General features: G+C 72.5%; 25 protein-coding genes. 6 read left to right on the top strand and 19 right to left on the bottom strand.

Features of this window, described 5'->3' with window-relative positions:
- Positions 1-9: 9 nt before the first annotated feature.
- From ACLL9L_RS00760 to ACLL9L_RS00735, 6 genes are all read right to left on the bottom strand, one after another.
- Positions 10-936, bottom strand: coding sequence for a diacylglycerol/lipid kinase family protein (locus tag ACLL9L_RS00760; RefSeq protein ID WP_411282731.1), 927 nt, complete (start codon positions 934-936; stop codon positions 10-12).
- 9 nt (positions 937-945) lie between these two features.
- Positions 946-1,722, bottom strand: a complete 777-nt coding sequence (gene tatC, locus ACLL9L_RS00755; RefSeq protein ID WP_411282730.1) for a twin-arginine translocase subunit TatC — start codon at positions 1,720-1,722, stop codon at positions 946-948.
- A 99-nt stretch (positions 1,723-1,821) separates the two neighbouring features.
- Positions 1,822-2,214 (bottom strand): Sec-independent protein translocase subunit TatA, encoded by a 393-nt coding sequence (gene tatA, locus ACLL9L_RS00750; protein ID WP_411282729.1) that lies wholly within the window; start codon positions 2,212-2,214, stop codon positions 1,822-1,824.
- A 29-nt stretch (positions 2,215-2,243) separates the two neighbouring features.
- The gene (locus tag ACLL9L_RS00745) at positions 2,244-2,567 is read right to left on the bottom strand and encodes a hypothetical protein (RefSeq protein ID WP_411282728.1); all 324 of its coding nucleotides are present in this window, start codon (positions 2,565-2,567) and stop codon (positions 2,244-2,246) included.
- Positions 2,568-2,579: 12 nt separating this feature from the next.
- Entirely contained in the window at positions 2,580-3,611 is a 1,032-nt protein-coding gene (locus ACLL9L_RS00740) for a helix-turn-helix transcriptional regulator (RefSeq protein ID WP_411282727.1), read from the bottom strand.
- Positions 3,608-4,621, bottom strand: a complete 1,014-nt coding sequence (locus tag ACLL9L_RS00735; RefSeq protein ID WP_411282726.1) for a helix-turn-helix transcriptional regulator — start codon at positions 4,619-4,621, stop codon at positions 3,608-3,610. Before ACLL9L_RS00735 ends, ACLL9L_RS00740 begins: the two co-directional genes overlap by 4 nt.
- 43 nt (positions 4,622-4,664) lie before the next feature.
- Between ACLL9L_RS00735 and ACLL9L_RS00730 the strand changes: the two genes are divergently transcribed.
- Positions 4,665-5,753 (top strand): DUF3866 family protein, encoded by a 1,089-nt coding sequence (locus ACLL9L_RS00730; protein WP_411282725.1) that lies wholly within the window; start codon positions 4,665-4,667, stop codon positions 5,751-5,753.
- A 71-nt stretch (positions 5,754-5,824) separates the two neighbouring features.
- Here ACLL9L_RS00730 and ACLL9L_RS00725 read toward each other — a convergent pair whose 3' ends face one another.
- The 3 genes from ACLL9L_RS00725 to pafA form a co-directional block, all read right to left on the bottom strand.
- Positions 5,825-6,211 carry an FKBP-type peptidyl-prolyl cis-trans isomerase gene (locus ACLL9L_RS00725; RefSeq protein ID WP_411282724.1) on the bottom strand — a complete coding sequence of 129 codons (387 nt, stop codon included), beginning with the start codon at positions 6,209-6,211 and terminating at the stop codon, positions 5,825-5,827.
- A gap of 55 nt (positions 6,212-6,266) precedes the next feature.
- Positions 6,267-7,292 carry an FKBP-type peptidyl-prolyl cis-trans isomerase gene (locus ACLL9L_RS00720; protein WP_411282723.1) on the bottom strand — a complete coding sequence of 342 codons (1,026 nt, stop codon included), beginning with the start codon at positions 7,290-7,292 and terminating at the stop codon, positions 6,267-6,269.
- 62 nt (positions 7,293-7,354) lie between these two features.
- Positions 7,355-8,716: a Pup--protein ligase gene (gene pafA, locus ACLL9L_RS00715; protein ID WP_411282722.1), complete on the bottom strand. Its 1,362-nt coding sequence runs from the start codon at positions 8,714-8,716 to the stop codon at positions 7,355-7,357.
- 79 nt (positions 8,717-8,795) lie between these two features.
- On the opposite strand from pafA, the gene ACLL9L_RS00710 reads away from it, so the two are divergent.
- Positions 8,796-9,812, top strand: coding sequence for an NAD-dependent epimerase/dehydratase family protein (locus ACLL9L_RS00710; protein WP_411282721.1), 1,017 nt, complete (start codon positions 8,796-8,798; stop codon positions 9,810-9,812).
- A 124-nt stretch (positions 9,813-9,936) separates the two neighbouring features.
- Here ACLL9L_RS00710 and ACLL9L_RS00705 read toward each other — a convergent pair whose 3' ends face one another.
- Genes ACLL9L_RS00705 through dop form a run of 5 tightly spaced genes read right to left on the bottom strand, consistent with a single transcriptional unit; the run spans position 9,937 to position 13,906 of the window.
- Complete coding sequence (locus ACLL9L_RS00705) at positions 9,937-10,431, bottom strand: glutathione peroxidase (protein ID WP_411282720.1); 495 nt, start codon at positions 10,429-10,431, stop codon at positions 9,937-9,939.
- The gene (prcA, locus tag ACLL9L_RS00700; protein ID WP_411282719.1) at positions 10,428-11,297 is read right to left on the bottom strand and encodes a proteasome subunit alpha; all 870 of its coding nucleotides are present in this window, start codon (positions 11,295-11,297) and stop codon (positions 10,428-10,430) included. Before prcA ends, ACLL9L_RS00705 begins: the two co-directional genes overlap by 4 nt.
- Positions 11,294-12,121, bottom strand: a complete 828-nt coding sequence (prcB, locus tag ACLL9L_RS00695) for a proteasome subunit beta (protein WP_411282718.1) — start codon at positions 12,119-12,121, stop codon at positions 11,294-11,296. Before prcB ends, prcA begins: the two co-directional genes overlap by 4 nt.
- Entirely contained in the window at positions 12,118-12,324 is a 207-nt protein-coding gene (locus tag ACLL9L_RS00690; RefSeq protein WP_411282717.1) for a ubiquitin-like protein Pup, read from the bottom strand. Before ACLL9L_RS00690 ends, prcB begins: the two co-directional genes overlap by 4 nt.
- Before the next feature lie 55 nt (positions 12,325-12,379).
- Positions 12,380-13,906: a depupylase/deamidase Dop gene (gene dop / locus ACLL9L_RS00685; protein WP_411282716.1), complete on the bottom strand. Its 1,527-nt coding sequence runs from the start codon at positions 13,904-13,906 to the stop codon at positions 12,380-12,382.
- 51 nt (positions 13,907-13,957) lie between these two features.
- On the opposite strand from dop, the gene ACLL9L_RS00680 reads away from it, so the two are divergent.
- From ACLL9L_RS00680 to ACLL9L_RS00665, 4 genes are all read left to right on the top strand, one after another.
- Positions 13,958-14,953 (top strand): alpha/beta hydrolase fold domain-containing protein, encoded by a 996-nt coding sequence (locus ACLL9L_RS00680; RefSeq protein WP_411282715.1) that lies wholly within the window; start codon positions 13,958-13,960, stop codon positions 14,951-14,953.
- 39 nt (positions 14,954-14,992) lie between these two features.
- Complete coding sequence (locus ACLL9L_RS00675; RefSeq protein ID WP_411282714.1) at positions 14,993-15,970, top strand: ribose-phosphate diphosphokinase; 978 nt, start codon at positions 14,993-14,995, stop codon at positions 15,968-15,970.
- Positions 15,970-16,326, top strand: a complete 357-nt coding sequence (locus ACLL9L_RS00670; RefSeq protein ID WP_411282713.1) for a DUF3054 domain-containing protein — start codon at positions 15,970-15,972, stop codon at positions 16,324-16,326. The genes ACLL9L_RS00675 and ACLL9L_RS00670 overlap by 1 nt, the downstream gene beginning before the upstream one ends.
- A 76-nt stretch (positions 16,327-16,402) precedes the next feature.
- Positions 16,403-17,140, top strand: coding sequence for an SDR family NAD(P)-dependent oxidoreductase (locus ACLL9L_RS00665; RefSeq protein ID WP_411282712.1), 738 nt, complete (start codon positions 16,403-16,405; stop codon positions 17,138-17,140).
- A 13-nt stretch (positions 17,141-17,153) separates the two neighbouring features.
- Here the strand turns inward: ACLL9L_RS00665 and ACLL9L_RS00660 are convergent, their stop codons facing one another.
- From ACLL9L_RS00660 to ACLL9L_RS00640, 5 genes are all read right to left on the bottom strand, one after another.
- Complete coding sequence (locus ACLL9L_RS00660) at positions 17,154-18,722, bottom strand: NADH-ubiquinone oxidoreductase-F iron-sulfur binding region domain-containing protein (RefSeq protein WP_411282711.1); 1,569 nt, start codon at positions 18,720-18,722, stop codon at positions 17,154-17,156.
- Positions 18,719-19,318, bottom strand: coding sequence for a ferric reductase (locus ACLL9L_RS00655; protein ID WP_411282710.1), 600 nt, complete (start codon positions 19,316-19,318; stop codon positions 18,719-18,721). The genes ACLL9L_RS00660 and ACLL9L_RS00655 overlap by 4 nt, the downstream gene beginning before the upstream one ends.
- The gene (locus tag ACLL9L_RS00650; protein WP_411282709.1) at positions 19,303-20,244 is read right to left on the bottom strand and encodes an FAD:protein FMN transferase; all 942 of its coding nucleotides are present in this window, start codon (positions 20,242-20,244) and stop codon (positions 19,303-19,305) included. The genes ACLL9L_RS00655 and ACLL9L_RS00650 overlap by 16 nt, the downstream gene beginning before the upstream one ends.
- Positions 20,244-20,585, bottom strand: a complete 342-nt coding sequence (locus ACLL9L_RS00645; protein WP_411282708.1) for a hypothetical protein — start codon at positions 20,583-20,585, stop codon at positions 20,244-20,246. Before ACLL9L_RS00645 ends, ACLL9L_RS00650 begins: the two co-directional genes overlap by 1 nt.
- Positions 20,586-20,659: 74 nt before the next feature.
- A partial coding sequence (locus tag ACLL9L_RS00640; RefSeq protein ID WP_411282707.1) for an AzlD domain-containing protein occupies positions 20,660-20,917 on the bottom strand: 258 nt, incomplete at its 5' end.

Genomic DNA, 20,917 nt, shown 5'->3' with positions numbered 1-20,917 from the left:
GGGCTCAGGCTACGTCAGCGTTCCGGTATGCCGGGGAGCCAACACCCGCAGCGCGCCGGGCACCACCTCGACGTCGATCGGGAGCAGCTCGAAGCGCTCGCCGTCGGCCTGCGTGACGATGCCCCGGGCCTCCAGACGCACCCGGCGGCCCCGCAGGATCTCCACCCGGGGGTGCCCGACGTGGGTGCCCCGGAAGACCTTCCGGAAGACCCGGAGGAACGCGACGGCCGAGATCTTGTGGAGGATGAGCACGTCGAGAAGGCCGTCGTCGTAGGACGCGTCCGGGCAGACCCTCATGCCCCCACCGAACGCGGGACCGTTGGCGACGGCGACGAGCATCGCCTCCGTCTCGTGCCGCACCCCGTCGAGGGTCACGGCATACGGGATGGCCGAGAAGGTGGGCAGCTCCCGGGCCACGGCGAGGCGGTAGCGCATCGGTCCGTCCGGCCAGGACCAGCGGGCTGCGCGCTCGTTGACCACCGAGTCGAACCCGCCACCGAGGACACCGAGCCACCAGCGATCGGTGCCGTCCGCGAGCCGGCACCGGCCGGCGTCCACCCGGCGGACGGCGCCCTCGGTGATGAGGGCGACGGCGGCCTCAGGGTCACGGACCGGCAGCCCGAGCTCGCGGGCGTTGTCGTTGCCGCTGCCGGCCGCGACGATGGCGAGGGGCACGTCCGACCCGGCGCACAGGTTGGCGCCGAGGTGGACCGTGCCGTCTCCCCCGACGACGCACAGGACGTCAACGGCGCCGGCGGCGATCGCGGACCCCGCGCGGGCGCGGGCGTCCGCAGCGTCGGTGCCCGACAGCTCGACGATCTCGTGCCCGTCAGCACGAAGGCGGGCCCGGGCGCGCGCGCCGAACACGGCGCCCCGACCGCGTCCCGCCGTGGGGTTGACGAGCACCCCGATCCGCAGTGCAGAGGTCGTGGGCACGTCCGAACGCTACAGCGGGGACGCCTGGTCGTCCGGCAGGTCCTGCCAGCTCGTCTTCGGCTCGCGCCTGGCCTTGCGACGGTCGAGCAGGAAGCTGATCCCGACGGCGAGGAAGTAGAGGCCGACCATGGGTATCGCGAGGACGATCATCGACCAGGGATCCGGTGACGGTGTCATCACCGCCGCGAAGAGGAAGATCAGGAAGACCGCCGGCCGCCAGGACTTGACCATGATCCGCGCGGGCAACACCCCGGCCGCGTTCAGGCCCACGAGGAAGACCGGCAGGAGGAAGGCCAGCCCGAAGGCGAGAATGAACTTCAGGACGAAGTTGAGGTAGTCGGCAGCCGGCAGGATGTTGGACGAGCCGTCAGGCGTGAACGACAGCAACGCGTCGACCGCCTTGGGCAACGTGATGTAGGCCAGCCAGCCGCCCGCGAGGAAGAGGGGCACGGCCGTCCCGATGAAGATCAGCGAGGTGCGCTTCTCGCGGCGGGTCAGCCCCGGGACGATGAAGGCCCAGACCTGGAAGAGCCAGACCGGTGAGGCGAGGACGAGCCCGACGAACAGGGCCACGGTGGTGTGGACCGCGAACGGGTCCGTGAGATTACCGAAGTTGAGCTTGGCGAAGTTTGCCCCTCGCTGCAGGTTCAGCTCGTCGACGGGTTGTGACAGCTTGTTGAGCAGGGGGTTGTAGACGAACCAGCCGGCGATCGCCCCGAGGAAGACCGCCGCACCGGCGATGAGGACGCGACGGCGCAGCTCTCGGAGGTGGTCGCCGAGGGACATCCGACCGTCGGGGTCACGTTGACGCCGAAACCTGCCGTTGGCCACGGGTCAGCGCCGCGTCACGTGGAGGTGTGTGCCGGTGGTAGGGGTACGCGGCGCTCAGAGCGCCGGGTTGTCGTGACGGGCGGCGTCCGCGCCGGAGTGCTGCTGCTGGACGACGGGCGACTGCTGGGGGACCATGGGCTGGGGGACCACCGGCTGCGGGACCACCGGCTGCGGGGCGGCCGGCTGCGCGCCGGCCGGCGGAGCGGCATACGGGGGGGTCTGTGATGTCGCGGCCGGCGGGACGGTGCCCGGGACGGTGTCGGTGGCGGCCGGGCTCGGCCTGGCCTCCTTGCCGTCGCTCTTCATCTCGGACATCTCCGACTTGAAGATCCGCATCGAGCGACCGACGCTGCGCGCGGCGTCCGGCAGCTTCTTCCAACCGAAGAGCACGACGATGATGACGGCCAGGATCAGCAGATGGCTGGGCTGGGCGAGGTCTCTCAACATGGTCTGACTGGCCTTCCGGGTCGGTGTCGCTATGAGTCTACGCGGCGTGCCCAGCCGGGCAGCTTCCCTGCTGCGCGCGCGCGCCGCTGCTGACCCAACGTCTGGCGCATGGCGTCCCGTTCCGCGCGCAGGGCGCCTACGTCACCGAAGACGGCGAGCTCCTGGGCGGCGTCACTGCCGTGCTGCAGCTGCTCGACCTGCTCGCGCACCTCGCCAAGCCGCCGCTCGGCGACCAGCAGCTCGGCGCCGAGCTGACGCGAGGACCGCCACGCGACCCGGACCTTGCGCCAGAGGTACCACGCGGCCCCGAGCACGAGCACGATCCAGATCAGGATCCACAGGAGAAGTCTCATCGCCCGCGGAGCCTAGCCGTCCGCGGCGGGGCGCGCCTCACCCGGGGCAGGTGTGGGTGGGGCCGCGTAGGCCGCCAGGGCCGCCTCGGCCCCGGACGTCACACTCGCGGCGAGATCGGCGGGCGCGACCACCCTGAGGTGGCCGCCCATCCGCCAGGCCAGCCGGCGCACCCATGACGGGTCGCTGACCCGCAGGGTGACCCGGCGCCGCCCGTCGCCGAGCTCCTCGACCGACTGGGTCGGGTAGTACTCCACGATCCACCCGGCGGACCGGTCCGTCTCGACGACGACCTCGAGGTCGTCCGCGTGGGGCGTGAAGGCGGCTCCGGCCAGGTCCCGCGGCTGGGCGTGCGGGGGCGGCGTGCCGTCCTGCTCGAGGATGTCGAGACCCTGGATCCGGTCCACCCTGAACAGCCTGACGTCCTCGGCCCGGTGGCACCAGCCCTCGAGATACCACCGGGCGTCGAGGCTGACGACCCGCATCGGGTCGACGTCACGCTCGCTGACCTCGTCGCGGCCCGGGACCAGGTAGCGCAGGTGGACGCGCCGGTGGTCCTGGACCGCGCGGCGCGCGCCGGTCAGCGTCGACTGCTGGGCGCCGTCGTCGATGGAGACCTGCATGCGGGCGCTGGCGGCGCCGACCGCCCCGGTCGCCTCCTCGAGCTTGGTCAGGGCACGCGACACCGCCTCGTGCTCGGCGATTCCGGGGGTCGAGGCGAGCGCCCGGAGGCCGACCATGAGGGTCAGCGCCTCGTCGACGGTGAGACGTAGCGGCCGGGCGATGTGGTCGGCGTTGCCGAGGTAGACCTTGCCGTCCTCCCAGTCGGCCTCGATGAGGTCGCCGGGCATCCCGCCGGGCGTCCCGCAGAGGAAGAGCAGCTCGAGGTCCGAGACGAGCTGGGCCCTGCTGACCCCGAACTCGGCGGCAGCCTCGTCGATGTCGACGCCCTGGTGGCTGAGCAGCCAGGGGACCATCGTCAGGAGCCGGGAGAGGCGCGTCGTGGCTGACTCCGGCGTCGGCTTGCGGGCCGCGGCCGCAGTCACGCGTTCACCCCGGTATGCGTGAGGTCGCCGTCCGCGGTCGGTCCGCGGGCGCCGGCCAGGCGCCGCACCACGGCGTGCCGCAGCTCCTTCGGCGAGGTCGCCACGACGTCGGGGCCGAAACCGGCCACCTCGTCGGCGAGCCGGTCGAGGTCCCGGAAGTCGACCTCGAGCACTGACCAGCCGTCCTGCTCGTCGCGGGTGTCGCGGGCCCGTCGTCGCAGCGTGTTGCCGGACCCGCCGCTGACCCTCAGCACCGCGCGCCCCGGTGGCTCGCGAGGCGTCTGGGTCTGCTCGACGAGCACCCGGGGCTCATGGTCCGAGGGCGGCGCGAAGGCGCCCGGTCGCCCGGTCGGCGTCACCCCCGCGTCGATCCGGCTGAGCCGGAAGACCCGCTCGGCGCCCCGCTCGACGTCGTGGCCCGTGACGTACCACCGTCCGTGCCACTGGGTCAGGCCCCAGGGCTGGAGGGTCCGCTGCGAGGTCTCCCCGTCGGACTTGCGGTAGCCGAAGGTGATGACCTGCCGGTTGACGAGCGCCTTACGGATCGGTTCGAAGGCGTCCTCGGTGGTGCGCACGACGGGCTCGATGCCGACGAGCGACGAGTCGTCGATCTCGACGCCCGCCGAGCGCAGCTTGCGCAGGGCGCCGGCCGCCGACCCGGCGAGGCTCGCCCGGGCCCACGCCCGACCCGCGAGGGTGAGCGCTGCGACCTCGTCGGGCTCGAAGGCGATCTCCGGCAGGGCGTACTCCCGCTTGTCGATCCGGTAGCCGAGCTCGTCGTCGAAGAGCGGGTCGATCACGGCCGTGGCGAGCGGGATCCCCAGCTCGCGCAGCTCGTCCTTGTCCCGCTCGAACATCCGGTCGAACGCCTCGTCTGACGCCGTCGACAGATATTGCGGGACCGCGCTGCGGATCCTGGCCTTGGACAGCGGCATCCGCGTCGACAGGAGCGCGATGACGAGGTTGAGCAGACGCTCGGTCTTCGCTGCCGCTGACGGTTGGACACTCATGACGCCGAACCTACCCGACCCCCGCGATCGCTAGTCTGCGCACGTGATCCGGATCCGCAGGGGCAGCATCCTCGCCGTGACGTCGCGGCGGCCGGGCGCCGTCGAGTGCACCCTCCGCCTGCACGAGGGAGGCGCCACGGTCACGGCGCTGGCCTACACCGACCTCGTCGGGTCCCCCGAGGCCGGCGACGAGGCGCTCGTCAACGTCACGGCCCTCGAGCGGGGCCTGGGCACCGGCGGCGTCGGTCTGGTGGTCGCCCTGCCGGACCGGCTCCCGCCCGAACCGCCCGACGGGCAGCCGGGCCACGTCGTCAAGGCGCGCTACACCCCCTTGCAGACGATGGTGCTCGGCGTGGACGAGCAGGACAGCCCCCACCACGGGGTGCTCGCGGACGCCGACACGCTCGACGGCCTCCCGGTCATCGTCGCCGACCTCCACTCGGCCCTCCCCGCGATCATCGCGGGCCTTCGCGAACGGGCGCCCGACGCGCGGGTCGCCTACCTCATGACGGACGGCGGCGCGCTCCCCCTGGCCTTCTCTCGCACCGTCGCGGCGCTGGGTGCCAGCGGCTGGGTGACCAGCACGATCAGCGTCGGGCAGGCCTTCGGGGGCGACGTCGAGGCGGTCACCGTCCACACCGGTCTGCTCGCCGCCGCCCTCGTCGCGCGCGCCGACGTGGCGGTCGTCGCCCAGGGGCCGGGCAACCTCGGCACCGGCACCCGCTGGGGCTTCTCCGGCGTGATGGCGGGCGAGGCGCTCAACGCCGCCGGGATCCTCGGTGGCCGCCCGATCGCGTCGTTGCGCGTCTCGGGAGCCGACCCGCGCGATCGCCACCGCGGCATCTCCCACCACAGCCTCACGGCATACGGACGGGTGGCGCTGGTGCCCGCCGACCTGCCGGTCCCCCTGCTGGACGGGCCGCTCGGCGAGCTCGTCCGTGGGCAGGCGGACGCCCTCGTCGCGGCCAGCAGCGGCCGGCTGCGGCGCCAGGACGTCGAGCTTGCCGGGCTCGAGGAGGCGTTGCATGCCTCGCCGGTCACGCTCGCCACGATGGGGCGCGGCTACCGCCAGGACCCGGCGAGCTTCCTCTCCGCTGCGGCCGCCGGCCGGTATGCCGCGTCGCTCCTGTGACGCCGCGAGGCCTCGAACGCCGCGAAGCCTGCGGTGCGCGCCGCGCGGACCGTCCTGACCAGCAGGGCGGCTCAGCGCACGTCAACGAGGTCGACGATGAAGATCAGCGTCTCGCCGGGCTTGATGGCGCCACCGGCGCCGCGGTCGCCGTAACCGAGGTGGGGCGGGATGGTCAGCTTGCGGCGGCCGCCCACCTTCATGCCGGCGATGCCCTGGTCCCAGCCCTGGATGACCCGACCGCCGCCCAGCGGGAAGTCCAGTGGCGCGCCGCGGTTCCACGACGAGTCGAACTCCTCGCCGCTGGAGAAGGCCCAGCCGGCGTAGTGGGCGCTGACCGTGTGCCCGGCCCTGGCCTCGTCCCCGGTGCCGTCGATGAGGTCCTCGACGACGAGCACGGTCGGGGCCTCGTCACCGGGGAAGTCGAGCTCGGGCTTGGAACGACTGGCGTCGAGTGCCATGGGTGGGTTCCTCTCGGGGGTTGGGGTGGTGGGTGCTGGTCGCGCAGCGGGTGGGTCAGCCGGCGTCGAGGATGTCGACGACGAAGACGAGCGTCGAGCTGGCCGGGATCTTGCCGTTGGCCTGGTCCTTGTAGCCGTCGGCCGGGGGGACGACGAGCAGGACGCGCGACCCGACCTTCTTGCCGACCAGACCCTTGTCCCAGCCGGGGATGACGCCGCCGGTGCCGAGCGTGAAGGTGAAGGGCGAGCCCTTGGTCCACGAGGAGTCGAACGTGGTGCCGTCGGCGTAGACGACGCCGGTGTAGTGCACGGTGATCGACTGGCCGCCCTTGACCTCGGCGCCCTTGCCGTCGACCAGGAGCTGGCTGACCAGCTCGGTCGGGGCCGGGGTCTTGGGCACGGTGATGGCCGGGCCGGTCTTGTCGTCGAACGTCACCGTGGGCTGCCCGGCGACCGGGGGGACGGCGGTGCCCTCGGCCTTGGCCAGCGGCGTCCCCACGGACAGGATGTCGGCGACGACGACGAGGTTGTCGATGGCGCCGATGCCCGCGGCGGTCTGGCCCGCGGCGCCGAAGGCGTCCACCGGCGGAATGGCGAAGAGGATGCGCGAGCCGGACTTGACCCCGGTCAGTGCGGTGTTGAGCCCCGGGATCGTCTGGCCGCTGCCGAGGACGAAGGACTGCGAACCGGCCTTCTCGTAGTCACTGTCGAGCTGCTTGCCGTCCTTGCCGAGGTAGAGCGCCGTGCGGACCGTGACCCGGCTCGCGGGGGTGCTCTCCTCGCCGGTGCCCTCCTTGAGGACCTTGACGGCCGTGGCGCTCACGCTCACCGGGAGGGCGGCGATCGCCACCGTCGGCGCCTTGGCCGGGTCGTCGCCCGAGACCGCGATCCCGTCGAGCACCTTGAGGTCCTCGGGCTTGTTCAGCGGCTTGTGGGCTCCGGTGGAGCCGGACGTCTGCGCACCAGCGGTGCCGCCCGGCGTGCTGCTGGCCGAGCCGGTGGGGCTCGAGGAGCTGCAGGCCGTGAGGAGGGAAAGGGACAGAGCTGCCGCAGCAACCACTGCCTTGGGGAAAGAGCGCACGCTGGAGCACCTTCGGTCGGGATCGGGAAGCGAGCCACTGTAACGCGGTCACCTGTGGGGTCTCACATGCTGTCGATCAGCCGCGCCACCCGGACGTCCTCGGCGGCGAAGGGGTCCTTGCACAGGACCGTGCGCTGCGCCTGGTCGTTGAGCTTGAGGTGCACCCAGTCGACGGTGAAGTCTCGTCGGTGCTCCTGCGCCGCCCGGATGAAGTCCCCCCGCAGCTTGGCGCGCGTCGTCTGCGGTGGCCGCACCTTGGCCTCGAAGGTCTCGATGTCCGTGCAGACCCGCGCCGCGAGACCGCGTTTCTGCAGGACGTAGAACAGCCCCCTGCGGCGGTTGATGTCGTGGTAGGCGAGGTCGAGCTGCAGGATCCGCGGGTGGGAGAGCGGCAGGTCGTGCTTCTGCGCATAGCGGCTGATCAGGCGGTACTTCATCACCCAGTCGATCTCCGTGTCGACGGCGCCGAGGTCTCCGGAGCCGACGGCCGCCAGGGTGCGGCCCCACAGGTCCAGCACCTGCTTCTGGATCGGTGAGGTCAGGCCCTCTCGCTCCACGAACGCCATCGCCCGCTCGTAGTACTCACCCTGGATCTGCAGCGCCGACAGCTCGCGGCCGTTCGCGAGCTTGACGGGCTTGCGCCCGCTCAGGTCATGGCTGATCTCGCGGATCGCCCGGATCGGGTTCTCCAGGGCCATGTCGCGCATGACGACGCTGGCCTCGATCATCCGCAGGACGAGGTCGGCGGAGCCGATCTTGAGCAGTGTCGTCGTCTCGGACATGTTCGAGTCGCCGACGATGACGTGCAGCCTGCGGTACTTCTCGGCGTCCGCGTGCGGTTCGTCCCGGGTGTTGATGATGGGTCGGCTGCGCGTCGTCGCCGACGAGACGCCCTCCCAGATGTGGTCGGCGCGCTGGCTCACGCAGAAGCGTGCGCCGGCGCTGCTCGTGACGACCTTGCCTGCGCCACAGGTGATCTGGCGGCTGACCAGGAACGGGATGAGCACGTCGGAGATCTTCTGGAACTCCCCCGAGCGCCCGACGAGGTAGTTCTCGTGGCAGCCGTAGGAGTTGCCTGCCGAGTCGGTGTTGTTCTTGAAGACATAGATCTCGCCGGCGATGCCCTCCTCCCGCAGCCGGATCTGGGCATCCTCGACCAGGCCCTCGACGATCCGCTCGCCGGCCTTGTCGTGGATGACGATCTCGCGCAGGTCGTCACACTCCGGGGTCGCATACTCCGGGTGCGACCCGACGTCGAGATAGAGCCGGGAACCGTTGCCGAGGAAGACGTTGCTGGAGCGTCCCCACGAGACGACCTTGCGGAAGAGGTAGCGCGCGACCTCGTCGGGCGTCAGGCGGCGCTGTCCGTCGAACGTGCACGTGACCCCGTACTCGTTCTCGATCCCGAAGATCCGCCGCTCCATCTCCTCACCTTAAGCCGCCGGACTTCGCCGAGAGCGAAAGGGCGTGACACCCGGGTCGCGTCGCTGACAGCGTGGCGCCATGGCGACGTCACCGAGCTCCGACCGGGTCCTGCTCCTCGGCGGGACCTCCTGGCTCGGCGGCGAGGTGGCCCGGGCGGCACTCGCCCTCGGTCACGAGGTCACCTGCCTCGCCCGGGGTGAGAGCGGGACGGTCCCCGCCGGCGCCCGGCTGGTGCGGGGCGACCGCAGCACCCCCACCGCGTATGCCGAGTTGCCGGCGGGGCAGCAATGGGACCTCGTCGTCGACCTCACCCGTCAGCCCGGGCAGGCACGAGGGGCGCTGGCGGCCCTCTCCGAGCACGCGACGCGGTGGGTCCTGGTGTCCTCCTGCTCGGTCTACGCCGACCACTCCGTCCCCGGCGCCGGGCTGGACACCCCCCTGCTCGCGGCCTTCGAGGGCGAGGAGTCCGGGCCCGAGCAGTACGGCGAGGCGAAGGTCGCGTGCGAGGCCGCGGTCACGGCATACCGTGGCGGCGACGCCCTCGTCGCGCGGTCCGGGCTGATCGCCGGGCGGGGCGACCTCAGCGACCGGTTCGGCTACTGGGCCGGGCGGTTCGCGCTCGCGCAGCAGGACGGTGGGCCGGTGCTCGTGCCCGAGACGATCGACCAGCCGGCACAGGTCGTCGACGTCGACGACCTGGCACCCTGGCTCGTCCGGGCCGGGCTCGGGGGCACCACGGGCGTGGTCGACGCCTGCGGGGCGCGGCGGACGCTGCGCGAGGTCGTTGACGCGGCGAGCCGGGCCTCACGGTTCACCGGTGAGGTGGTGCCGGTCCCGGACGAGGCGCTCGTGGCGGCCGGGGTCGAGGAGTTCATGGGGCCGCGGTCGCTGGCGCTGTGGATGCGCGACCCGCAGTGGCAGGGCTTCTCGGCCCGCGACCCGGTGTCGGCCCTCGAGGCGGGGCTGGTCAGTCGGGACCTTGTCGAAACCACCCGGTCGGCGCTGGGCTGGGAGCGCGAGCTCGGCCTGGACCGGACGGGGCGCCGGGCAGGTCTCGACCGGGCGGACGAGCTCGCGCTGCTGGCCAGCCGCTGATTGCCCGGCCCCTCGCCGTCGACCACGGACCGCCGCCGGCCGACTGCCAGCCGGATCTCGGAGTGTTGTCGCCCCCCTCGGGCCACAATGCTCCGGAGGAACGACACTGCTCCGAGGAACGGGGTCAGGGTCCGCCGGGCAGGACGCTCTCGATGGCGGCGACGACCTCGTCGGCCTCAGGCTCGGTGCGCGGACCGAAGCGGGTGACCGACGTGCCACCCGGTGCGATGACGAACTTCTCGAAGTTCCACGTGATGTCGCCGGCCCTGCCCTCGGCGTCGGCGACCTCGCTCAGCTCGGCATAGAGCGGGTGCCGGTCGGCGCCGTTCACGTCGACCTTGTCGAACATCGGGAAGGTCACCCCGTAGGTCGCGCTGCAGAACTCCTGGATCTCCTGCGCCGTGCCGGGCTCCTGGCCCCGGAACTGGTTGCACGGGAAGCCGAGGACGGAGAAGCCCCGGTCGGCGAAGCGTTCCTGGAGCCGCTCCAGACCGGCATACTGCGGAGTCAGGCCGCACCTGGAGGCGACGTTGACGACAAGCACCGCGGTGTCGGCGTACTCGTGCAGGTCCGCCGCGCCGCCACCGAGGGTGGTCACAAGGTGGTCGTAGATGCTCATTGGTGCGGCTCCTGGGGGTGGTCGTCGTCGTGGTGAGGGCCCCGCTGCTCGGGGTCGCGCCCTTCCGGGTTCGAGGGTCGGTCGGTGCCGGGCGTCTCGCGCCGCTCGCCCATCAGGACGTCGTGGTGCCCGGGGCGGTCGTCGTCGATCTCTGGGGCGTCCGAGATGTCGCTGTCACTGCTGAGCAGGTCCTCCAGGAGCTGCCCGCCGATCCTGCGGAACTTCCGCCGGGGCCGCTGCCGGTCGAGCACCGCGACCTCGAGCTGGTCGGCCGTCAGCGTGCGGGTCTCGCCGCCGTTGGGGTCCGCGGCCAGCGTGTCGACGGCGATGCCGAGCGCCTCGCCGAGGGACAGCCCGGGGCGCCAGCGTTCCTTGAGGGTCTCCTCGGCCTGGGTAATCGCGCCACCCATCACGACGAAGCCGTGTTGGTCGGACACCGAGCCGTCGTAGGTCAGCCGGTAGATCTGGTCGTGGTCCGCGTCGGTGCCGACCTCGGCCACGACGATTTCGATCTCGTAGGGCTTCGGCTCCTGGGTGAAGACCGTCCCCAGCGTCTGCGCGTAGGCGTTGGCCAGACCCCGCGCCGTGACGTCGCTGCGGTCGTAGGAGTAGCCCCGCAGGTCGGCATACCGGATGCCCGCGACGCGCAGGTTCTCGAACTCGTAGTACATCCCGACCGCCGCGAAGGCGATCCGGTCGTAGATCTCCGAGATCTTGCGCAGGCTCTGGGGGTTCTCCGCGACGAAGGCGATGCCCCGGTCGTAGCCGAGGACGACGACAGAGCGGCCGCGGGCGATGCCCTTGCGCGCGTAGTCCGCCTTGTCCTTCATCAGCTGCTCGGGCGAGACGTAGAACGGCATGCTCATCGGGCACCTCCCGGGTTGTCGCGACGCGCCTCGACCATCGTGGCCACCACGGAGGCGAGCGTCTCGTCGTCGAGGAAGCGCACCCCCTCGACGTCGACCACGGCCAACGTCGGCCAGATCCGCCGGCCCAGGTCGGGGCCCCCGGTCGCCGAGTCGTCGTCGGCCGCGTCGTAGAGAGCCTCGACGGCGATCCGGACGGCAGCGCTCTCGTCGAGCCCGGGCCGCCACAGCTTCTTCAGCGACCCGCGAGCGAACAGCGACCCCGACCCGATGCTGTGGTGGTCGTGCTCGCGGTAGCACCCCCCGGTCACGTCGTAGGAGTAGATCCGCCCCGCGCGGTCGTCGAGGTCGAACCCGGCGAACAGCGGCACGACCGCGAGGCCCTGCATCGCGTTGCCGAGGTTGCCACGGATCATGCTGGCGAGGCGGTTGGCCTTGCCCTCCACCGACATCAGGGCGCCCTCGATCTTCTCGTAGTGCTCGAGCTCGACCTGGTAGAGCTTGACCAGCTCGATCGCGAGCCCGGCCGTGCCGGCGATGCCCACGACGGCGTACTCGTCGGCCGAGAAGACCTTCTCCATGTCGCGGTTGGCGATGAGGTTGCCCATGGTGGCCCGTCGGTCGCCGGCCATCAGGACCCCGCCGGCGTACTCCACCGTGACGATCGTCGTCCCGTGCGGGGCGTCCACGGTGGCGCCGATCGGCAGTGCTCGGCTCCCGGGCAGCAGCTCGGGTGCCACCTGGCCGATGAACTCGGTGAAGGAGGAGGACCCGGGCACGCGGAAGGCGTCGGGGAGCCGGCCGGACGTCACGTCCCGGCTCACTGGCCGCCCTTTTGCACGAACCCGCGCACGAACTCCTCGGCATTGGACTCGAGGACACCGTCGATCTCGTCGAGCACGTTGTCGATGTCGTCGTCGAGGGCCTCCTTGCGGGCGGTGGTCTCGGGCGCGACGGGGGTCGGCTCGGGGCCCTCGTCGGGCGCGTCCTCGCGCCGCTGGGGCCGACTCTGCTCCTGGCTTGGCATGACTCTCCTCCACTCTCACCGCCGCTGTCGCGAGGGTGCTCCCGTTGGTCTGACCCTAGTCCGCGGCCGCGTCGAGTTCACGCAACAAGGTCACCACGTCGGGGCTGCGGTCGATGATCGCGCCGACGTGCGCCCTGGTGCCCCGCTGCGGCTCGAGCATCGGCACCCGCTGCAACGCCTGCCGGCCGGGGACGTCGAAGATCACCGAGTCCCAGGAGGCGGCCGCGACCTGGCCGGAGAACTTCTCCAGGCACTTGCCGCGGAACCACGCCCGGGTGTCCTCCGGAGGCTCGGTCATCGCCGCCTTGACCTCGACGGCGTCGACGAGGCTGGTGATCCGGCCCCGCTCGGCCAGCCGGTGGAACAGGCCCTTCTCGGGACGCACGTCGCTCCACTGGATGTCGATCGCGCTCAGGCGCGGGTCGCTCCACGCGAGCCCGTCCCGGTCGCGGTAGCCCTCCATCAGCTGCAGCTTGGCGACCCAGTCCACGTCGCGGGCGCACGACATGGTGTCGGTGCCGAGGCGGGTCATCACGTCCGCCCAGAGGCGCATCACCTCGGCGGTGTCGGGGTCGTCGTCACCGCCGAGTCCACGGGCGTCGAGGTATGCCGCCGCCGCCTCGTAGTACTCCCAGAGCAGCTCGAGCGCGGTGAGCCGCCGGCCGTCCCGCAGGGTCAGCCGGGTCCGCAGCGAGGGGTCGTGGGAGACGGCGTGCAGGGTGGCCACAGGCTTGGCGACGGTCAGGTCCCGGGTCAGCGCGCCGTCCTCGACCATCGCCAGGACGAGTGAGGTGGTCCCGACCTTGAGGAGGTTGGCGACGTCGCACTGGTTGGCGTCGCCGATGATGACGTGGAGGCGGCGGTAGAGGTCGGCGACGGCGTGCGGCTCGTCGCGGGTGTTGATGATCGGCCGCTTGAGGGTGGTCTCGAGTCCCACCTCGACCTCGAAGAAGTCGGCCCGCTGGCTCAGCTGGAAGCCCGGGGTGCGCGAGTCCTGCCCGATCCCGACCCGGCCCGACCCGACGATGACCTGGCGGGCGACGAAGAAGGGGATGAGGTGGCGCACGATATCCGTGAAGGGGGTCTCGCGCCGCATGAGGTAGTTCTCGTGGGTGCCGTAGGAGGCGCCCTTGCCGTCGGTGTTGTTCTTGTAGAGGTTGACCCCTGCCGTCCCCGGGACGGCGCTGAGCCGGCGGACCGCCTCGAGCATGATCAGCTCGCCCGCGCGGTCCCAGGCGACGACGTCGCGCGGTGTCATCACCTCGGGCGAGCTGTATTCCGGGTGGGCGTGGTCGACGTAGAGCCGGGCGCCGTTGGTCAGCACGACGTTGGCCAGCGTCGGGTCCTCGATGTCGGTCAGCTGGCTCGGGTCGGCGAGCGCCCGGTTGATCTCGAACCCCCGGGCGTCGCGCAACGGGGCCTCGTCGGCGTAGTCCCACGAGGCCCGCCCCGAGCGCACGCCGTGGGCGCTGGCATACGCGTTGACCACGTGTCCGGACAGCATCATCGGGTTGGCGGTCGGGTCGCCGGGCACGGAGATGCCGTACTCCGTCTCGATCCCCATCACGCGCCGCACCGTCATGCCGCTCACCCTATGTCGCCCCCGCGACACGTCGCGGGCAGACTGGGGCGCATGTCACGAATGCCGCTGCGAACCCGCCTCTTCACGGCCGTCCTCGACCGCCTCGGCCACGACACGGTCGAGAACCTCGACCTCGAGGAGATCCGCAGGCTGAGGGCCGCCGTCGCCCCGACCCGTGCGCCGTACACGTGGGTGACGGGGGCCGTGCCCCGAGGGGTCCGGATCGAGGAGGCGACCTTCGAGGCCCGGGACGGGCACGGCATACCGGTGCGGGTGTACCGCCCGGCCGCGCCCGGCCCCCACCCCGTCGTCGTCTTCCTCCACGGCGGGGGCTGGGTGCTCGGTGACCCCCGCGGCTACGACCCGCTCTCGGGGTTCATCGCGGACGCCGTACCGTCGGTGGTCCTCAGCATCGACTACCGGATGGCCCCCGAGCACCCCGCGCCCCAGGCGGCCCTCGACTGCGTCGACGCCGTGCGCTGGGCCGCCGGGGCAGCCGCCCGCTTCGGCGGGGACGCCGAGCGGACCGCGGTCTGCGGCGACAGCGCCGGCGGCAACCTCGCCGCCGTCGTCTGCCAGGTCGTCCGCGACGAGGGGGGCCCGCGGATCGCCCACCAGGCACTGCTCTACCCGGGGGTCGACGCCACCCAGAGCTTTCCGTCAGTGCGGCAGCTGGCCAACGCCCCCGTCCTCACGCTCTCGTCGATCAACGCCTTCCTCGAGCTCTACGTCGTGCGCAGCGGCCTCTCCCGCGAGGACCCCCTCGTCTCCCCCCTGTTCGCCGAGAGCCTCGAGGGCCTGCCTCCGGCGCTCGTCCAGACCGCCGACCTCGACCCCCTGCGGGACGAGGGCCAGGCGTATGCCGCGCAGCTCGCCGCCGCGGGGGTGTCGGTCCGGGCGACCACCTACCTCGGTGCGCCGCACGGGTTCATGAGCTTCCCGGGCGCGACGGTGTGCGGGCCCCAGGCCCGGCTGGAGCTCGCCACCGAGCTGAGCCGCCACCTGGGCACCGACCGGGCGGTTCCGCGCGCGACCGGGGGCCGTTAGTCTGATGGACAATCGCCGCCGTCCCCCGGAAGGGTGCCCGTGAACGACGTCGTCGTCTTCTCAGGATCTGCTCATCCCGTGCTCGCCGACCGGATCTGCGAGCACCTCGGCGTCACCCGCTCCCGCGTCGACATCAAGCGCTTCAGCAACGACTGCCTCCAGGCCCAGCTGCTCGAGAACTGCCGGCAGCGTGACGTCTACATCGTCCAGCCGCTCGTGCCCCCGACGCAGGAGCACCTCATGGAGCTGCTGCTGATGATCGATGCGGCCCGGGGGGCGTCGGCCGCGCAGATCACGGCAGTGATGCCGCACTACGCCTACGCCCGGTCCGACAAGAAGGACGCCTCCCGCATCTCGCTCGGCGGTCGCCTCGTCGCGGACATGCTCACCACCGCGGGCGCCAGCCGGGTGCTGACGATGGCGCTGCACGCCCCGCAGGTGCACGGGTTCTTCTCCGTGCCCGTCGACCACCTCACGGCCATCGGCGTGCTCGCCGACCACTACCGGGGCGCCGACCTCACGGACACCATCGTCGTCTCCCCCGACCTCGGCAACGCCAAGACGGCCACGCAGTTCGCCCGGCTGCTCGGGCTGCCGGTCGCGGCGGGGTCCAAGCAGCGGCTGGCCGACGACCGGGTGGTCATCGACGCGATCGTCGGTGACGTCGCCGGCAAGCGGGCCATCGTCCTGGACGACGAGATCGCGACGGGGGGCTCGATCGTCGAGCTGCTCGAGCGGCTCAAGGACGTCGGGTGCACCGAGGCGTCGGTGGCCTGCACCCACGGCCTCTTCGCCGGCCGGGCGGTCGAGCGGCTGCGCGACCACCCGATGATCAGTGAGGTCGTCACGACCGACACCGTGCCGCCGCCGCAGGGCTGGCCCGAGCTGCGGATCCGCTCCGTGGCCGAGCTCTTCGCCGAGGCCATCTCCCGGATCCACCAGGGCAAGTCGGTCTCGTCGCTGTTCGAGGGCGTCGACCCGACGCACGCCCCACCACAGCCCAGGCTCCCCTTCTGATGGCGCCGCGACCGTGGCAGGCCGCCGTGGCCGACGGCGCGCTCGTCACCGTCTTCGCCGCGATCGGCCGGGCCAGCCACGACGAGACGAATCCCGTTCTCGCAGCGGTGCTCACGGCGTGGCCGTTCCTCGTCGGTGCCGGCGTCGGCTGGGCGCTGGTGCGCCGGCGGTCCGGAGCGTGGCCGCTGACCCTCGGTCACGGCATACCCGTCTGGGCCTGCGCAGTCGTCGTCGGGATGCTCCTGAGGGCAGTGACCGGCCAGGGGACGGCCTTCTCGTTCATGGTCGTCACGACGATCGTCCTCGGCGCGTTCCTGCTCGGGTGGCGGGCGCTCGCCGCCCGGGTCCGGCGCTGATCTCGTGAGCGGGCCGGCGCCAGCACGTCCATCGGACTCTGCGGCCCGCGGGGACTCGTTCGTCGGGCGAGTGGCCGTGGTCACCGGCGGAGGCCGGGGGCTGGGGCTCTCGATGGCCAGGTCGCTGGCCGCCCGCGGGGCCGACATCGCCCTCTTCGACGTCCTGCCCCGACTCGAGTCCGTGGCCGCCGAGCTCGCGGCCCGGAGCGGGCGGCAGGTGGTCGGGCACCACGTCGACGTCACGGATGACGAATCCGTGCTCGCCGGACTGGACCTCGCCTCCGACGCCCTCGGGGTGGCCACCGTCCTGGTCAATGCGGCCGGGATCGCGATGGACAAGCCGGCGTTGGAGACGTCCACCGCCGAGTGGCGGCGGGTCATCGACGTCAACCTCACCGGCGCCTTCGTCGTCTGCCGCGAGTTCGCCCGCCGGGTCGTCGACGCCGGGCTGACGGCCAGCATCGTCAACATCGCGTCGATGTCCGGGATGGTCGTCAACGTGCCGCAGCAGCAGGCCGCCTACAACACCTCCAAGGCCGGCGTCTCGATGCTGACCAAGAGCCTCGCCGTGGAGTGGATCCCGCTGGGGATCAGGGTGAACGCGATCGCTCCCGGCTACTTCGCGTCCGACATGACCCGCGAGGTCGCCGCCCGCGAGCCGCAGATGCGCGACGAGTGGCTACGCCGGACCCCGGCCGGGCGGATGGGCGAGCCGGACGAGCTCGGCGACCTCGTCGCCTACCTCGCCGGGGACGGCTCTCGCTTCGTCGTCGGGGAGACGGTCGTCATCGACGGCGGCTACACCCTTTTGTGACAGGGGCGGGACCTCAGAGGTACTGTCCCGTGTTGGCGACGTTGTGGATGGACCGCCCCGGCTCGGTGCCGTCCTTGCCGTTGATGAGCGTGCGGATGTAGATGATCCGCTCGCCCTTCTTGCCGGAGATGCGCGCCCAGTCGTCCGGGTTGGTCGTGTTGGGCAGGTCCTCGTTCTCCTTGAACTCGTCGACGCAGGCCGCCAGGAGGTGCTCGACGCGGATGCCCTTCTGGGCGATGGTGAGGAAGTCCTTGATCGCCATCTTCTTGGCCCGGTCGACGATGTTCTGGATCATCGCACCGGAGTTGAAGTCCTTGAAGTAGAGGATCTCCTTGTCGCCGCCGGCGTAGGTCACCTCGAGGAAGCGGTTCTCCTCCTCCTCGGTGTAGATGCGCTCCACGGTCCGCTGGATCATCGCCGCCACGGTCTCCTCGCGGGAGCCGCGGTGCTCGGCCAGGTCGTCGGCGAAGACCCGCAACGCGGTCTGGACGAACCGCACGGCGCCGTCGGGGTGCCGGCAGGCCCCGCGGCCGGGGACGATCCGGAGCCAACGCTCGAGGTCGGAGTCCAGCGACGGCGTCCGGCGGCCGGCGGCCAGCTCGGTGACCGCGCCGGCGATGGCGGGGAGCCCGTTCACGCACGGTCCGCACTGACCGGCGCTCTGGGCGGCGAGGTAGGCCGCCACCCGGGCGGTCTCGGTCAGCCCGCAGGCAGACCGGGGCAGGGCCACCACGATGCCCGCGCCGAGTGCTCCGCCGGCCGCGCGCAGCGAGTGCTGGGTGAGGGTGAGGTGATGGGCCTCCTCGACGGTGAACCAGCTGCCGAAGTAGCCACCGACGAGCACCGCACCGCATCCGAGGAGCAGCCCGTGGTCGCGCAGCAGGTCCGTCACCGAGGTCCCCGTCGCGACCTCGACGACCCTGCGCGCCCCCGGACCGGAGACGGTCACCAGCATCGTGCCCGGCTCGGCCGGGTCCCCGACGGCCCGGAACCAGTCCGGTCCGTGCCGCGCGATCAGGGCGAGGTGGGCCAGCGTCTCGACGTTGTGCACCAGGGTCGGGCGCTTGTCGATGCCCCGTTCGTAGGGCCGCGGCGGGCTGGACGTCGGCAGCGACGACCCGGTGTTCACCAGGTTCACCAACGCCGACTCCTCGGAGGCGACGTAGCGCGGCGGGACCGCGTGCAGACGGACCGGCACCGCGTCCTGGCGGCGGGCCAGCGCCAGCACGAGGCCGTCGCGGGCGGGGCTGCCTGCGTGCAGGGCCAGGTGCGCCTCCCTGGCACCGACGGCGTGCGCGGCCACCTGCAGCCCGTCGAGCACCAGGTCCCGGAAGTCGCTCAGCAGCAGGGTGTCCTTGCCGCTGGCGGGTTCCCCGTCGCAGCCGTTGCCCAGCACGACCGGGCGCCGGGCGGCCCCGACCGTGCGCATCTTCCGCCCGGACGGGAACCCGGCCCCGCCGCGGCCGAGCAACCCGGAGGCCTCCACCGCCTCGAGCAGCACCCCGGGCGCGGGCAGCACGAGGGGCCCGTGCGCGGCCAGGTGCGCCTGTGCCCCACTGCCTTCGGCCAGCAGCAGCCTCATCGCAGGCTCGCCACGGGTCCGCGGGCCCCCTCGCGGGTGACCCAGCGGACGGCGGAGGCCGCCACCACCACCAGCAGCGACACCACCGCGATCCACAGGCCGACACCGCTCCAGCCGGCGTCGGTGCCGGTGGTGAGGAAGTGCACCCAGGCGAGCGGCCAGAGCCCGTACGCCGCCAGGTGCACGACCCGCCACAGCCGCTGCGGCAGCCGCGTCCGCCAGGCCGAGGTGACGAGGAGCACGAGCATGAGGTCGGAGGCCAGCGTGCCCAGCGACACCCCGAGGGTGCGGTACCGGGACGCGAGGGGAACGACCGCCGCCCACCAGCCGATCGGGGCGTAGCCGTCGACGACGGTGGTCACGACGTGCACGACGAGGAACGCCACCCCGAGCAGCGACAGGTTCCGGTGCAGGTGCTGGGTCGCGAACCGTGGCCAGCGAGGGGCGGCGACCGCCCGGTGCGTCGCGGCGACCCCGAACGCCATCGTCAGGGTCAGCAGCACGAACGCGACGACGCCGGTGCTGCGGGTCAGGTACCAGAACGGGGCCTGGCCCAGGGTCGGCGCGGAGGCGAGGACCGTCATGGCCGCGGCCACGCCCCGACCCGGGTCACCGTGCCGTCGTGGGCGACGAGCCGCGCGGCGTAGCCCCGCTCCCGGAGCCAGGCAGGCGCGGCTGCGCCGAGCACCACCGACGCGGTCGAGGCGACGTTTGCTCCGACGCAGGTGTCGGCCAGCACGCTGACGGTGCGCCACGGACCGTCCGCCGGCAGTGCGGTGCGGGGATCGATCAGGTGGTGCATGAGCCGACCGCCGCGGGTCCACCGGCGGGCCGCGGTGCCGCTGGTGGCCAGCCCCCCGACCAGGTCGACCACCTGCGCGCTCTCGGCGGCGGCTCCCACTTCCGGCTGCGGGTGGTCGGGGTCGGAGGTGTCGGTCACCAGCACCGGCCAGCTGCGGCTGCCTGCGGTGGCGAGGTCCCCGCCGAGTCCCACCAGCGCGTCGCCGACGAGCTCGCCGACCGCGGCGGCGCAGAGGTCTGCAGCCAGCCCCTTCGCGGTCGCTCCGAGGTCCAGCCCCGGGGGTGCGAGGACCCTCGTCCCCTCCACCCGCAACGACTCCCAACCGCCGGGGCTGCGGACCACCGTCAGCGCGGGACCGTCCGGCAGCACCGAGCGGAACGTGCGGTCGTAGCCCAGGTCGGAGAGCGTCAGCCCGACGGTCGGGTCGACCAGGCCGTCGGTGTCTGCGGCCGCGTCCCGGGCCACCGTGAGGCAGCGGGCCAGCAGCGGGGAGACCTCCGTCCACACTCCGGGGGTCAGCCGGGACAGCTCGGAGTCGGGCCGGAACCGGCTCGCGGCCGCGTCGACGCCGGCGAGGACCTCCTCGACCCGACGCCGCGCCGGCTCGATCCCGTCCGCGACGACCAGGCGGACGGACGTCCCCCAGACCCTCCAGCTGGACGACTGCAGGCCCAGGTCAGCGACGGCGAGATCCTGGACCGCGCCCCGGGTCGTCGACATCAGCTCGAGCCCGACGACGCCACCGCACGTCCGTAGCCGGAGCTGACGGCCGGGGCTTGGGCGGCGGCTCGGGCCGGGGCCGGGGCGGCCGGCGCTGGGGCGGCGGCGCGGGCCGGGGCTGCGGAAGCCGGGGCGCTGATCGGGGGGGTGGCGGTGACCGAGGGGCTCGGCCCGGCGGCAGCGCCGGCCTGGGCGGGACTGAGGGCAACGGCGAGCAGACCGGCGCCGACGACGGCGGCGGTCCCGGTGACGGCGGTCATCACGCTGACCGTGCGGCGGGCTCGATCGCGACGGGCGCGGTCCGCGAGGCGGTCCAGCGGGAAGGTCGGCGAGGTGTCCATGGGCGCCATCGTGCGCTCGACTTCTGGGTGCGTTCTGGGACCGCTCCGGAACGCGGCAGCAGACGCGGACAGGCTCACCCCAGGGCGCGGGCGGCAGCGGCCGTGGCGGCAGCCAGCAGCACGACGACGACGAACGGCGCCCGCAGCCGCAGCGCGAACGCGGCCACGGCCAGCGCGAGCAGCCGCGGGTCGAGCACCAGCCTGGGTCCCTGCGCGACCGCCGACACGGCGACGAGCGCCGCCAGCAGCCCGGCCGGCAGCAGCGCCACCACCCGGGCACCCAGCGGAGGCAGCTCGCGACCCCCGAGCAGCAGCGGCCCGGCGGCCTTGAG

Origin of the sequence: Lapillicoccus sp. (genome assembly GCF_046595215.1) — a bacterium.
In the GTDB taxonomy this organism is placed as follows: domain Bacteria; phylum Actinomycetota; class Actinomycetes; order Actinomycetales; family Dermatophilaceae; genus Lapillicoccus.
Note: the sequence above shows the minus strand (reverse complement) of the source record. Positions and strands in the feature narration are given on the sequence as shown.